Annotated in this window: 15 protein-coding genes and 2 riboswitches; of the genes, 13 read left to right on the top strand and 2 right to left on the bottom strand. The window is 38.1% G+C overall.

The window, feature by feature from the left end; translation table 11 throughout:
• Nucleotides 1-178: 178 nt before the first annotated feature.
• Nucleotides 179-874, bottom strand: coding sequence for a helix-turn-helix transcriptional regulator (locus QI30_RS07315; protein WP_126990277.1), 696 nt, complete (start codon nucleotides 872-874; stop codon nucleotides 179-181).
• Between the two features lie 228 nt (nucleotides 875-1,102).
• Between QI30_RS07315 and comGA the strand changes: the two genes are divergently transcribed.
• The 12 genes from comGA to QI30_RS07260 all read left to right on the top strand — a co-directional run bounded on the left by comGA (nucleotide 1,103) and on the right by QI30_RS07260 (nucleotide 12,180).
• Complete coding sequence (gene comGA / locus QI30_RS07310) at nucleotides 1,103-2,125, top strand: competence type IV pilus ATPase ComGA (protein ID WP_370323597.1); 1,023 nt, start codon at nucleotides 1,103-1,105, stop codon at nucleotides 2,123-2,125.
• Nucleotides 2,091-3,167, top strand: a complete 1,077-nt coding sequence (comGB, locus tag QI30_RS07305; protein ID WP_126990276.1) for a competence type IV pilus assembly protein ComGB — start codon at nucleotides 2,091-2,093, stop codon at nucleotides 3,165-3,167. Before comGA ends, comGB begins: the two co-directional genes overlap by 35 nt.
• Before the next feature lie 15 nt (nucleotides 3,168-3,182).
• A complete protein-coding gene (comGC, locus tag QI30_RS07300; RefSeq protein ID WP_126990275.1) occupies nucleotides 3,183-3,488 on the top strand; it encodes a competence type IV pilus major pilin ComGC in 306 nt (101 codons plus the stop codon).
• Nucleotides 3,478-3,912, top strand: a complete 435-nt coding sequence (gene comGD, locus QI30_RS07295) for a competence type IV pilus minor pilin ComGD (RefSeq protein ID WP_158620985.1) — start codon at nucleotides 3,478-3,480, stop codon at nucleotides 3,910-3,912. The genes comGC and comGD overlap by 11 nt, the downstream gene beginning before the upstream one ends.
• A gap of 447 nt (nucleotides 3,913-4,359) precedes the next feature.
• Complete coding sequence (locus QI30_RS20375; RefSeq protein WP_158620984.1) at nucleotides 4,360-4,647, top strand: competence type IV pilus minor pilin ComGF; 288 nt, start codon at nucleotides 4,360-4,362, stop codon at nucleotides 4,645-4,647.
• 37 nt (nucleotides 4,648-4,684) lie between these two features.
• Nucleotides 4,685-4,858, top strand: a complete 174-nt coding sequence (locus tag QI30_RS20370) for a hypothetical protein (RefSeq protein WP_158620983.1) — start codon at nucleotides 4,685-4,687, stop codon at nucleotides 4,856-4,858.
• A 127-nt stretch (nucleotides 4,859-4,985) separates the two neighbouring features.
• On the top strand, nucleotides 4,986-5,498 hold the full coding sequence (locus QI30_RS07285; RefSeq protein ID WP_126990272.1) for a shikimate kinase: 513 nt from the start codon (nucleotides 4,986-4,988) through the stop codon (nucleotides 5,496-5,498).
• A 126-nt stretch (nucleotides 5,499-5,624) separates the two neighbouring features.
• Nucleotides 5,625-5,716, top strand: a riboswitch (glycine riboswitch).
• A gap of 3 nt (nucleotides 5,717-5,719) precedes the next feature.
• Nucleotides 5,720-5,798, top strand: a riboswitch (glycine riboswitch).
• A 58-nt stretch (nucleotides 5,799-5,856) separates the two neighbouring features.
• Entirely contained in the window at nucleotides 5,857-6,948 is a 1,092-nt protein-coding gene (gene gcvT, locus QI30_RS07280; RefSeq protein WP_126990271.1) for a glycine cleavage system aminomethyltransferase GcvT, read from the top strand.
• Nucleotides 6,949-6,975: 27 nt separating this feature from the next.
• Complete coding sequence (gcvPA, locus tag QI30_RS07275) at nucleotides 6,976-8,343, top strand: aminomethyl-transferring glycine dehydrogenase subunit GcvPA (RefSeq protein ID WP_126990270.1); 1,368 nt, start codon at nucleotides 6,976-6,978, stop codon at nucleotides 8,341-8,343.
• Nucleotides 8,336-9,799 (top strand): aminomethyl-transferring glycine dehydrogenase subunit GcvPB, encoded by a 1,464-nt coding sequence (gene gcvPB / locus QI30_RS07270; RefSeq protein WP_126990269.1) that lies wholly within the window; start codon nucleotides 8,336-8,338, stop codon nucleotides 9,797-9,799. The genes gcvPA and gcvPB overlap by 8 nt, the downstream gene beginning before the upstream one ends.
• 158 nt (nucleotides 9,800-9,957) lie before the next feature.
• Entirely contained in the window at nucleotides 9,958-10,713 is a 756-nt protein-coding gene (locus QI30_RS07265) for a hypothetical protein (protein ID WP_126990268.1), read from the top strand.
• A 12-nt stretch (nucleotides 10,714-10,725) separates the two neighbouring features.
• Nucleotides 10,726-12,180, top strand: coding sequence for a phytoene desaturase family protein (locus tag QI30_RS07260; RefSeq protein ID WP_126990267.1), 1,455 nt, complete (start codon nucleotides 10,726-10,728; stop codon nucleotides 12,178-12,180).
• An 832-nt stretch (nucleotides 12,181-13,012) separates the two neighbouring features.
• Here QI30_RS07260 and QI30_RS07255 read toward each other — a convergent pair.
• Nucleotides 13,013-13,399, bottom strand: coding sequence for a rhodanese-like domain-containing protein (locus QI30_RS07255; protein ID WP_126990266.1), 387 nt, complete (start codon nucleotides 13,397-13,399; stop codon nucleotides 13,013-13,015).
• A 103-nt stretch (nucleotides 13,400-13,502) separates the two neighbouring features.
• On the opposite strand from QI30_RS07255, the gene QI30_RS07250 reads away from it, so the two are divergent.
• Nucleotides 13,503-14,336: a lipoate--protein ligase family protein gene (locus tag QI30_RS07250; protein WP_126990265.1), complete on the top strand. Its 834-nt coding sequence runs from the start codon at nucleotides 13,503-13,505 to the stop codon at nucleotides 14,334-14,336.
• Nucleotides 14,337-14,343: the final 7 nt, after the last annotated feature.

The raw sequence follows: 14,343 nt of genomic DNA, 5'->3' as shown, positions 1-14,343 counted from the left end.
AGGGGATGTTTTCTCACCATATAAAATGGGAGGGATAAAGTTAAGCTACGAGAATTATTATAAGATGACGTTAACACTATGTCAATAGTGTTAATTGGAAAACCTCAAAAAATAATAGATTTTAATGCGCGTTATAAATAAAAAAGCCCCGCTGAAATTTTTCAACGAGGCTAATACCTTAAATACCGACATGATACGAGCAGAATTTGCAGTCATGAACCATACTTTCTACTTGTGTAAATTCTGTGACATCAAATAAAGCTTCAAATTGGCCTTTTAAAAAGGCTTCATGTAAGTCGCAAATAAAATTACTATGTTTGGCGATGCCATTATGGAAAGGACAGTTATAAACGGTGAATTTCATTGTTTTTCCGTCGGCCGTATCACGAATAATTGGAATATAGCCAACAAGAGAAGCAGTTTCTGTAATTAAATCAACTTTTTGTTCAAGCTTTAAATTGGTCATAGAGAGACGGCGATTTTGAAGTGTTTCCTGAATCGATTCCATCCCTTTACGGTAGCAGATTTTTTTCCCTACTTCGATTGCATCAGGGCCACATGCACTTAGAATATCAAGCAGCCAGTCCATTAATTGACGGTCATCGCGATATGGGAAGGATAATGCTACACCTTCGTCTGTTGCTTTATAAAGACGGCCAGGACGACCACCTTTCCCTGTTTTTTCAAATTCCGCATTTAAAACACCAATATCTGTTAATTTTCTTAAATGTAACCGCGCAACATTGGGATGTATATGGAAAACATCGGCAATTTCTTGAACAGAGAACGCTTCTTTTTGTTTAATAATATGCTGGTAAATTGAGTATCTCGTTTCATCTGCGAGTGTGCTAGTAATTTTTAAAGGATCGATCATTTGAATGCACCTCCATCATTATTACTTTCATTATAGAACAAACGACCTAAATAAGCATAGTAATTTCTAAAACGTCTCAAAAATCCTAGGGTTTTTAAAAAATGGCATGAAAAACCTCCTTGTTTTTAAAATAGTATGTACTAAAAAAGTCTGTTTTTTAAAGATTGGACAAGCACTTTTTTTAAAAAACGGAAGTTCGTATACTCATTATAATAATAATTGAGGAGGTTGAGCATCATCGAACAGCAAATTGAACAACAAGCCAAGCAGTTATTGCAGCAAGCCATGTTATTTCAGGCGAGTGATGTTCTCTTTTTGCCGAATAGAGAACGATATGACGTTTATTTTCGGAAATTTCATCAACTTTTCCATATGAATGAGATGACGATTCCACTAGCGACGCGCTTTATTTCATTCTTTAAGTTTGAAGCTGCGTTAGATATTGGCGATCAACGAAAGCCACAAAGCGGGGCCTTTCAAATGGATTTAGAGCAGGAGCGCTTCGCATGTCGCGTTTCTACATTACCTTCTGCTTTTTCACATGAAAGTTTAATTTTACGTATGATGTATCATCACGAGGCAAAATTACTTGATGAGCTAGGCGTGTTCGAGCAAAGTATTGCCACATTATATGAATTACCTAAAAGAAGACAAGGTTTGGTATTTATGACCGGTCCGACAGGCTCTGGAAAATCAACGACGCTGTATTCTCTCGTACAGCAATGTGCCGTAGCAGAGCAAAAACAGGTGATTTCACTAGAGGATCCTGTAGAGCATCCACAAGCCCATTTACTACAAGTGCAAGTGAATGAACGTGCTGGCGTTACATATGAGGTCGGCTTAAAAGCAATTTTACGACATTCTCCTGATGTGATGATGATTGGTGAAATTCGAGATAAAGTAACAGCTAAAATAGCGATAGAGGCGGCTCTGACAGGGCATCTCGTTTTTAGTACGATACATGCAAAAGATTCAGTAGGCTGTATTTATCGTTTACTCGATTTAGGTATTTCAAAAGAGGATTTACGTCAAACCTTGGTAGCGATTATTGCGCAGCGGCTTGTGCCAATAAAAGATGAGCAACAGCAAAATGTTCGTGCTTTATTTGAAATTTTAGATGAACAAAAAATTCACGAAGTGTTAGCGGATACGGGTCATTCATTTCAGCTACCTTATGACGAAACATTACAAGGACAATATGAAAGGGGTATACGAGATGGTCGAATTCTCTGCACCACTAATTTACAGTGAGTGGCGTACTAGACAACGCAGTAAAAAACGCCTGAAGCAACCAAATGCCTTTTTAGGGAAACTCGCTAAATTACTATCAGAAGGCTATACCTTTTATGATTCACTGCATATGCTAGCGCCCCATCATATGACAAATGAAGAAATATCTTTGGCACATATAAAGAATTTATTAAAAGAAGGGCATCCGATGACGACGGTCTTTTTTTACTTTGGTGTATCCTCGCGCTATTTATTAACACTGCAATTAGCAGAACAGCGTGGTGAATTTCATCGTGCATTAGAGCATGTTGCAGCACAGATGGACCGCCAAACAAAAAATAACCAGATGATGCTTAAATTATTAACCTATCCATTCACCCTTTTTTTTCTTCTCGTTTTTCTTCTCATTGGCTTTCGCCAGTTTTTTTTACCACAAATGTCGACCATGTTTTCTACGACGACTAGTCATAAAACATGGATTGAATTGACCGTATCAAGGCTTTTATTACATTTACCAGATGTTTTTATTGTGCTATTTAGCATGGTGGCTGTAGCGATTGCAGGAGCGGTCATAATCGGCTCAAGACGTGATGTAGCAGCACAACTTTCGTTTATTTATCGTATTTATCCACTAAGGCTATTTTTTCAATTAATGTTTACAAAGCAACTAGCAGAAGAAATTGGCACATTACTGACGAGTGGCTTGTCGCTACAAGATGCGTTGACCATTTTAAAGCAACAAACCTATCAGCCATATATTCGTTATTTGGCTACGCATTTGTATACGTTTATTTTACGAGGACAATTATTGTCAGAAGCAGTAAAAGAAGTACCGTATTTTCAGCGCGATTTTACTAGTTGTATTATGCACGGAGAGAGAGGCGGGAATTTAGGTCGTGAACTTATTATGTACGGGGAATTGATTGCAACAAAACAACAGCAGCTCGTTAATCGGTTGCTTGGCATTGTACAGCCGTTGTTTTTTTGCCTAATTGCGGTTTGTATTTTAGGTGCCTATTTAGCCATTTTATTACCGATGTATCAAATGATTGATTTTGTATAAGGAGGAATAAAGATATTGAAAAATGAAAAAGGTTTTACATTAATTGAAATGTTGATTGTGTTGTTTATTATTACAGTGCTTATTTTGATTGCGATTCCAAATGTCACAAAGCATTTCGCTACAGTAGATGAAAAAGGGTGTAATGCATATCTTAAAATGGCACAAGGACAGGTGGAGGCTTATCGGATTGATGAAGGTGTGTATCCAGCGTCAATTGGCGAGTTAGAAACGAAGGGTTACTTGACAAAAGGGTCGGATGAACGAAGTTGTAAGGGAAAACAAATCACCTTTATTGATGGGGTGGTAGGTGTTGCGAAGTAGCAAAGGTTTTACATTCATTGAAATGCTTCTCGTACTAACCATTATTTTAATGATTTTACTTGTGACGACACAATTTGGCTATCGCCAATGGACGATTCACGAGTCTGATTTATATATGGAACAAATCTTGAAAGATATTCAATATGTACAAAGCCTTGCGGAACGGACAAATGTAAAAAGTTCGATTTTATTTATGACAAAAAATAATCAACTTTATTATGAAGTTTATAACGGTAATATTGTTATGAAAGAAATGGCGTTACCAAAACAAATGAAATTAATCTCAAGTGGCATGAATAAACTTACTTTTAATAATAGCGGAGCCGCGAGTGAATCAAAACAAATTCACTTTCAAACTGATCAGAAAAAATACAGAATCATCTTATATATCGGGGAGGGGGTACCAAAATTAGAACGATACTAAAGCAGGAGCGAGGAACTTCAGTTATTGAAGCGTTATTTAGCTTAGCCGTTTGTTTACTTGTTTTTGGGACGCTGTTTCCCCTTTTTATTACGATGATGCAACAGGTCCATATAGTTGAACGTAATTATCATGCACATCGAATTGCTTACAATGCATTACTTGAGCAGAAAAAACAGCCGACGTTGATGAGTAATAAAGTCACCTATAATGGAGAAAGCTACTTTTGGCATGGCAATGAAAAAAGGATGTGCGTAGAATATGGGGTGTTTCAGCAGCAAAAGGATATTTGCTTCGAAATTTCTAGGTGACAGAGGCTATACGTTATTAGATGCGCTATTGCAGTTGTTCATTTTAATGTTGTGTTTAAATATGATACTCGTATTTTCACCTTTCATTGCAAAATTACAATCATATATTATTCCCGAAAATATGTTATGGGAACGATTTGTGACCATTCTGTCAAAAAATATAGAAGAGAGCACGACGGTTCAAGTTGACAATGATGCACAGAATATCGTTTATTTCCATCAAAATAAAGGGGAGGAAAATCGTATTATATTCCGTGACCATATTGTGTATTCAACATTTGAAAAAGCGGGAGGTCATGTTGTGCTGTTGACGAATGTAAAGACGATAAATTTTAAAGTAGAAGAGGATAAATTGTATGTACAAATTCAATTTTTGCGTGCCCAACAGAATAGAGAGGCAACCATCATTTTACCGAATACTAGCTAATGAGCAGGGGTCGTTATTTCTAATTAGTTTTTTCTTTTTGATGATGACAACGCTCTATGTCACCGTAATGGTTTTATCATATACAACGTATTTAAATACGATTGAAAACTATCGTTATTTGGAACAGCAGCGCATTGAAAAACGGATGTTTATTATGCAGCAAAGGAATGAAGAGGTTGTAACAGTTACAGATTTGCAAAATAAACCGTAAAAAATTCCCTTCTTTTTCATGATATATTAGAGAATATCGTTGGAATCCGGAGATGTTCATGCTACTATAAATAAAAATAGTGTTGAGTAGCAACAGTGTTGTTTGTCGTCATTAAGAAGGTGAAAATGTGCGTAAAATTTATTTGGTCGGTTTTATGGGCTCTGGAAAAAGTGCCATTGGCAGAAGACTTAGTTATTTTTTAAAGTTACCTTACTACGACATGGATACAGAAATTGTTCGTAGAGAAAAGATGACTATACCGGAAATCTTTGAACAAAAGGGAGAAGAAGCTTTTCGAAAAATTGAAACAGAATTTTTAATGGATTTTCGTGATGAATTTTGTATCATTGCCACAGGTGGTGGCGTTGCGATGAACCCAAAAAACCGTAAAATCATGCGAGAAACAGGCTTAGTATTATTTTTAGATGCTACTTTCCCAGACATTTGGAAACGTATCCACAAGGATAAAAATCGTCCAATTGTTCAACGATCAACGAAACAAGAATTAGAAGATTTGTACCACGAGCGCAGAAAATATTATAAGCAGTGCACGCACATCTCAGTACGAACGGAAAATCGTTCGTTGAGACAAATTGTTGAGTATTGTGGCTTCCAAGTAAATCGTTTAAAAGGCGAATGATTAAGTTTAAAATATTTAAATTGTTCGTATTTAAAATATTTAACGAATTATATTGCAAGAATGAATTGTGAATGTTAGGATATAGACAAGAAATCCTGTAATACTACATGATCATAATGGAAGCGGATGAAGATATGGGGAGAGAACACTTGACTGTGTCGCCGAAGGAGCAAATGGGAAACTATGAATCTCTCAGGCAAAAAGACTCGTATTGGACGCAACTCTGGAGAGCGCTACTTCGGGTAGCCACCCACGATGACAGCCAGTTTTCTGGTTAAACTTTCAGGTGCATGGACAGAGAAATCCTTTAATTATAAGGGATTTCTCTGTTTTTTTTTGAAAACAAGGAGGGGTTAATGTGTCAACATTAAAACGTACCCCATTATTCGATTCGTACGCTAAGTTCGGCGGCAAAACAATCGATTTTGGTGGTTGGGAATTACCAGTTCAATTTAGTTCAATTAAAGAGGAGCATGCAGCAGTTCGTGAAGCAGCTGGTCTTTTCGATGTTTCACATATGGGAGAAGTATTCGTTGAAGGTCCTGGCAGCTTAGCTTATTTACAAAAGCTCGTAACAAATGATGTATCAAAAGTTGCTATCGATCAAACACAATATACAACAATGTGTTATACAGACGGTGGGGTAGTTGATGACTTACTTATTTACCGATTAGGTGAAGAAAAATACTTATTAGTCGTAAACGCAGCGAATATTGAAAAAGATGTTGCTTGGATGAAAGAACAAGCATTTGGTGACATTACAATCACGAATGATTCAGAAAATTTTGGACAATTGGCGATTCAAGGACCAAAAGCGATTGCGGCATTACAAACATTAACAGACTTCACATTAACAGATGTTAAACCATTCCGTTTAGCACAAAATGTTGATATTGCAGGCCATAATACCTTAATTTCACGTACAGGCTACACTGGGGAAGATGGCTTTGAAATTTATGGTTCACCAGAAACAGTTGTAGCATTATGGGACAAAATTTTAGCGACAGATGCGGTTGTACCATGTGGCTTAGGCTCTCGTGATACATTGCGCTTTGAAGCGTGCTTACCACTTTATGGACAAGAGTTAGCAAAAGACATTTCACCATTAGAAGCGGGCATCAATTTCGTTGTGAAATTAAACAAAGAAGACGATTTTAATGGTAAACAAGCGTTGCTAGCACAAAAAGAGCAAGGTGTACCACGTAAATCAATCGGTATTGAAATGATTGATAAAGGTGTACCTCGACATGGCTATAAAGTATTTTTAGGCGATGAAGAAATCGGTGAAGTAACAACTGGAACACAATTACCAAGCACAAAACGTAATGTCGGCTTAGCGCTTATTAAAGCGGAATATGCGGAGCTTGATAAAGAGCTAGAAGTAGAGATTCGTAACCGTCGTTTGAAAGTGAAAACGGTCGCAACACCATTTTATAAGCGTCAAAAATAAATTTTACTAAAAGAGAGGTTTTTTCCAATGAAGCATCGGTACTTACCAATGACTGAGCAAGACCAAAAAGAAATGTTAGAGACGATCGGCGTTTCTTCCGTTGATGAATTATTTGCAGACATCCCTGAACGTGTACGTTTCCAAGGGGAATACAATATTAAACCAGCGAAAACAGAATCAGCATTGCTTAAAGAACTTGCAGGCTTAGCAAAGAAAAATGCCAACACCGACGAATACGCATCATTTTTAGGAGCAGGCGTTTATGATCACTACAAACCAGTTGTCGTAGACCACGTTATTTCACGCTCAGAATTTTATACAGCTTACACACCATACCAACCAGAAATTTCTCAAGGGGAATTACAAGCTATCTTTGAATTCCAAACGATGATTGCGGAATTAACAGGTATGGATTTAGCAAACTCATCAATGTACGATGGCGGTACAGCATTAGCAGAAGCAGGTATGCTTGCAGCGGGCTCTACACGTAAGTCGAAAATTTTAGTATCAGAAGCTGTTCATCCAATCGCAAAAGATGTTGTGAAAACATATGCATACGGTCAATCAATCGAAGTTGTGGAAGTAAAAGCAACAAATGGTGTAACCGATTTAGCTGAACTTGAAGCGCAAATCGATGATAATACAGCAGCTGTTATGGTGCAATATCCAAACTTCTACGGTCAATTAGAAGATGTGACAAAAGTTTCAGAGCTTGTGCATGCGGTGAAAGGTTTATCAATCGTCTCTTCCAATCCATTAGCACTTGCATCGATCACTCCCCCAGGTAAAATGGGTGCAGATATTACAGTAGGTGACGCACAGCCATTCGGTATTCCAGAAAGCTTTGGCGGACCGCACTGTGGTTACTTTGCAACAACGAAAAAATTAATGCGTAAAGTGCCAGGCCGTCTTGTTGGGGAAACATTAGATGAAGAAGGTCGTCGCGGTTACGTGTTAACATTACAAGCACGTGAACAACATATTCGTCGTGAAAAAGCGACATCTAATATTTGTTCAAACCAAGCGCTCAATGCATTAGCAGCTTCTGTTGCGATGACAGCACTTGGCAAGCAAGGAATTCGTGAAATGGCATCACAAAATATTGTGAAAACGTATTATGCGAAACAACAATTTGAAGCAGCAGGCTTTACTGTCGCATTTGATGGTGCACACTTTAACGAAATCGTTGTTGATGTGAAAACAAATGTCACAGCATTAAATAAATTATTATTAGCACAAGGCTTTATCGGTGGCTTCGACCTTGGTCGCGTTGATGAAAAACTTCAAAATCACACATTAGTTTGTGTGACAGAACAACGCACAAAAGAAGAAATCGATGCGTTTGTACAAGCAACAGCTGCTCAAGTAGCAGAAATGGAGGCCCACCATGCATAAAGACAATCAACCACTTGTATTTGAATTATCTCGCGAAGGTCGCGTAGGCCATAGCGTACCTGTTTTAGATGTTCCAGAAGTAGACTTAGCAAGCATTTTACCTGCACAATTCATTCGTGAAGAAGCAGCAGAATTACCAGAATTAGCAGAACTTGATATTATGCGTCACTACACCGCACTATCTCGTCGTAATCATGGTGTTGACTCAGGCTTCTATCCACTCGGTTCTTGTACGATGAAATACAATCCGAAGATGAATGAAACAGCAGCGCGTATGCCTGGATTTGCAAATATTCACCCATTACAAGATGAAGAAACAGTTCAAGGCGCATTAGAATTAATGTATGACCTACAAGAACATTTAATCGAAATCACGGGTATGGATGAAGTAACATTACAGCCAGCAGCAGGTGCGCATGGTGAGTGGACAGCACTTATGATGATTCGTGCATTCCATGAAGCAAATGGTGATACACAACGCACGAAAGTATTAGTTCCTGACTCAGCGCATGGTACAAATCCAGCATCTGCAGCAGTAGCAGGCTTTGATACGGTGACGATTGCGACAGCGGAAAATGGTCTTGTCGATTTAGAAGATCTTCGCTCAAAAGTGGGTGACGATACAGCAGCATTAATGTTAACAAACCCTAATACACTTGGCTTATTTGAAGAAGATATTTTAGAAATCGCAGATATCGTGCATAGTGTCGGGGGTAAAGTGTATTATGACGGCGCAAACTTGAACGCTGTTATGTCAAAAGCACGTCCTGGGGATATGGGCTTTGACTGTGTTCACTTAAACTTACACAAAACATTTACAGGCCCTCACGGCGGTGGCGGTCCTGGTTCAGGTCCGGTTGGCGTAAAAGCAGACTTAATTCCATTCTTACCAAAACCAGTATTAGTGAAAACAGAAGAGGGTACATTCCACTTCGATTACGACCGTCCACAAACAATTGGTCGCGTAAAACCTTACTATGGGAATTTTGGTATCAACGTACGTGCGTACACATATATTCGCACAATGGGTCCAGATGGTCTAAAAGCTGTCACAGAAAATGCGGTTATTAATGCAAACTACATGATGCGTCGTCTGCAACCATTTTATGAGTTGCCATATGACCGCCATTGTAAGCATGAATTCGTATTATCTGGTAGCCGTCAGAAAAAATTAGGTGTCCGTACATTGGATATTGCAAAACGTCTGTTAGATTTTGGCTACCATCCGCCAACTACGTACTTCCCACTTAATGTTGAAGAAGGTTTAATGATTGAACCAACGGAAACAGAAGCAAAAGAAACATTAGATGCTTTCTGTGACGCGATGATTCAAATTGCGAAAGAAGCAGAAGAAAATCCTGAAATCGTACAAGAAGCACCGCACACGACAGTCATTAAACGTTTAGATGAAACGTTAGCTGCACGTAAGCCGGTATTACGCTACGAAAAAGCATAATTTATTAATGAAGTGAGGTAGTCATTTGGACTACCTCATTTTTTTATTGCAAGATGAAGATAAATATAAGGAAAAGGTAACGATTCACAAAAATGTACAAACTGGCAGGGAATTTTAGTGGAAAAAGGGTAAAGAATTGAAAGGGAGAAGGTGAGAAATTGAAAATAATAGCTATTGTGTACTATCTCATCCTTGCAGGTTATGTGGTAGATTTCTTGCTTCTTCTTTTTGATGTAACGACAGTAGGACACGATTTACTAATTCCCTTTGTGCTATTAACATTCATGGGGATTATCGCTTGCTGTTATTTCATTGAAATGTTTCGCCTAAAAATAGGGATAACGGTCATCGTACTGATTATTAGTTTAGTATTACTTGCCGAAAAGCTGACACAAATGATTTTGCATGAAGCCTTTTTCATCCAAACATTTCACAGTGATTCACTGATAGTGAGCATGCTGGCTGTGACTTCTAAATTATCCATTTGGTTATTCCTATTTGCGGTGAGCTATGCATTAGGGTTTACAAATTCTCGTACAATTCAACCACTTATTGCAAGCTTTGTAGCGGTTGTATTTTATATATTAGTCGTTCCACTCGTCTACGATTCACAGCAATTTTTAATGAATAATACGACAGGTTTATTATATGAGAATGTTTGGCCTGTAACATTCGTTTGGCTAGGGTTAGCGTTTGGCATTGATTTGCTGTTACTACAAATTGAACGCGGCATGGGGATTATTTATTCAAAGAAATGTACACGTAAAATATTATTGTTATTTTATAGCTTGATGGCATTGATTATTAGTATTTGCGCTTTAGCAGGACTATGGTTTACGAGCATTATTGCGACCATTTTAATCATTGCGACGACAACATTGTTGTTAGTGAAGGAGGATGCGGAAAGTAATTAGGAGGGATACGTTATGAAAGTGGCGGTTATTGGTGGGAGTGTAGGAAATCTTGCAGCAGCAATCCGGCTAGCACGTGAAGGAATAGAAGTATCTATTTATGAAAAAAGAGAGCATATGGGCGGTAAATTACGTGCGGTTCAGCTACAGGGCTATGATTTTGAAATTGGGCCAACGATGGTGACAGCACCAGAAGTGATTGAGGCATTTATCACATCAACCGGACGCAATATAAAAGACTATCTAGAGATTCGTCGAGTTCGTCATCATACACAAAACATTTTCCCTCAAACAAGTAGTTTTTTCTTATCAAGTGATCGTGCATTTATGCGCAAGCAATTGCAAAAATTAGATGCTGAAGGCGCTAGAAATTACGATATGTTTTTGGCGGAAATTATGAAAATGAAACAAGCATTTGAGGAAATCATGGCACTGCCGCCACTTATTGCATGGAGACAATTATTAATGCCCCCAGCAAGAAGCGCCTATTTAACGTTAAAGCCTTTTGAGACATTAGATCATTTTGTGAGACGTTATTTTACAAACGAAGAGGTCATTTCCTCTTTTACACGCTATGCTTCTTACAATGGGATTGCACCAGATGATGCGCCTGCGCTATTTATTATCCATGCATATGATGAGTTAATTAATGGTGTGTACTATGTCGCAGGTGGCAATTTGCGTCTTGTACGTGCGCTACAGCAAATAGCAAAAGAAGAAGGTGTGCGTTATTATACTAGTAAAGAAGTGACGAAAATTCATGTGCAGGCTGATGAGGTCGAGGGTGTGTGCTTAAATGATGAACTGAGCTTGGAAGCGGATGCGGTGTTGATGAGTGTCGAGGATTTTAAAGCACAGCCTCAATTAATATCAGATGCTGAGGTATTATTACCAGATCCAATGAAACCCACTGGAATCGCTGCTTGTGTTATGCTCGTTGCGCTCCGGACGCATAAGCAAATTTATCAGCATCATATTGTGTATTCGAAAGATCGTGTACGTGAATTTGAGTTGTTAAAACGAGGAGAAATACCGGATGATCCGACTGTTTATTTATATAATCCAGCCTTTAGTGAGCAGGAGCGTTTTATGCGCGGTGATGCCTTATTAATTTTCGCTAATATGCCATACACTGCAAATGAGCAGCTCGTAGAAACGATGAAACAGCGCATTTATAAAAAATTAGAAGAAGTTGGTCTGAAGCTAGAGGATGATGTAGTAACGAAACAAGTGTGGTCACCAGGAGAGCTCATGACGATGTTTGATCAGTATAGGCAAAGTGGACAAGTAAAAAAAACAGCGCAGTATTTATTGAATCCTGTTTTAAAAGATTGCCAACTAAAAAGGTTATATTTTACAGGACTACAAACGCATCCGACAGCAGGATTAGCATCCGCGGTTAAAAATGGTGAGCGAGTAGCAAAGCGTATGATTGAAGAGCTGTCTGTGAAAAAAGATGGCTATGGCTAAAGTAGGTTGAGGCAATAACCGCTTGTTGCTATGATGATTCATAACAAATCATTTGTCACCAAATTGTATTTGCACTAAACAGCGTGTTTTGGATACGACATATTTTTTAATAAGTGTCATCGATAAGTTAATAGACATAGTTGTGTAGCAATGATTTGCTTTACTCTAACAAAACAGCAGATGATTAATAATGCTGTGGCGATAAATACAAAAAAATAGTCTGACGTAGTATAAAAATAGAGCCTTTATGGAGGCTCTGACGGGTGTTTTTTGTCCGTTTTGTTATGAAAAGCGGACATTTCCACACAATGGCATCTCGAAAAATGCTAGCGTGTAGCTAATTGTCGTTTTTTTGAATAAAAATTGTTTTTTAAGAAGAAGAAGTCTTTTTTGATACAGTAAAAAAGGCTCTTTTTTAATAAAATGTACCGTCAGAGAAGTTATTTTAAGTTGAAATTGACTTTTTTTGGAATCAAAGAATAGCATTATTTTGCGTTGTGTCGTGAAATAACTGTTTTTGTTGACAGATTATGCAGTATCTTTATTAAAATGCTTGAAATGTGTCATTCAATGGTCTTTAATTGGCACATATTTTTAATTATGTCGTATCTGAAAGACGCTTCTTGAGCTTTTCGTTATTTTTCGATGGTGTTTTTTGTGAAAGTATCATGATAGATGCCAAACAAAAGAAAGCGGCTGGGACATACGTATAAAAACAACCGTTCATATGAGCATAAGAAAAACCGGAGCCGCGCTATAGCGCGGTTCCGGTTTTTCGTTGCGAACGCTAAAAGAGGAAAATGACGTGTTTTGTCCCAGCCTCTTTCATATATTATTTTTTTGTTGATTTAACGCGACCAGACCAGTTTTTGAAACCGCCTTCTAGTGCATATAATTGTGTGTAGCCTTTTTTCTTTAAGAATAGTGCTGTACGTGAGCTACGACCACCGTTTTCACAGTATAAGTATACAGGAAGATCTTGACGTAATTCTTTGTAACGATTACGTAATTGTGTCGTAGGTAAGTTACGAGCTCCTAAAATGTGGCTAGAATCGAACTCGCCTTTTTCACGAACGTCAATTAGTTGTGCTTTGCGGTAATTTGCTTTGAAGTCTTCTTCAGAAAGCATAGTTACTGCTCTTTTTGAGCGCATTGACGTAATTAGTGCAGATGCAACAACAACGACAATAACGATTAATAAAATCCAATACCAAGGCAATGTAATGACCCCTTTCTACATAGTACATTATAAAAGAATGGTTGGTGTTCGTCCACTGAGTTTGATAAAATGAACGCAGTTGATAAATTTGGGAGGAATGGAAATGACAACACCGTGGTATTTTATCAATTCAGGAGCATGTAGTGCAAGTTACAATATGGCGCTTGATGAAGCGTTACTACATTGGCATGGTCAAGGGGAGTTACCGCCAATTATTCGATTTTATGAATGGAATCCGGCAACTGTATCAATCGGTTATTTTCAACGTGCCCATCGCGATATTAATTTCGAACAATTACATAAATTAGGCCTAGGCTTTGTACGTCGTCCGACGGGTGGTCGTGCTGTACTTCATGATCAAGAACTAACGTATAGTATTATCGTATCAGAAACGTATCCGGATATGCCAAAGACCGTAACAGAAGCGTATCGTGTACTAAGTGGTGGCTTATTAAAAGGCTTTCAAAATTTAGGTTTTGATGCTTATTTTTCAGTGCCTGAAACAGCAGAGGAAAAACAGGCACTTCAAAAGCCTAAATCCGCTGTTTGCTTTGATGCGCCGTCTTGGTATGAACTTGTTGTAGAGGGACGTAAAGTTGCTGGTAGTGCACAAACACGTCAAGAGGGCGTTATTTTACAACATGGTGCGATTCTTATTGATTTGGATCAGGAAAAATTAATTTCGGTCTTTAATTTTAAGGATGAAGAAGCGAAGCAAAAAATGCGTGAGCAATTGCCGCATAAGGCCGTATCAATTAATGATTTATCGGCACGTACAGTGACGGTAGAGGAATGTATACCTGCCTTTAAAGAAGGCTTTGAATCTGCTTTGGATATTGAATTAAAGCCTTATACATTAACCGCAGAGCAACAGGCATTTGTCGAGAACTTAGCGCGTACGAAGTATGAGGCCGATGAATGGAACTTTAAAAAATAAAAATAAT

Source organism: Candidatus Kurthia intestinigallinarum, assembly GCF_003991225.1.
Lineage (GTDB): Bacteria > Bacillota > Bacilli > Bacillales_A > Planococcaceae > Kurthia > Kurthia populi.
Note: the sequence above shows the minus strand (reverse complement) of the source record. Positions and strands in the feature narration are given on the sequence as shown.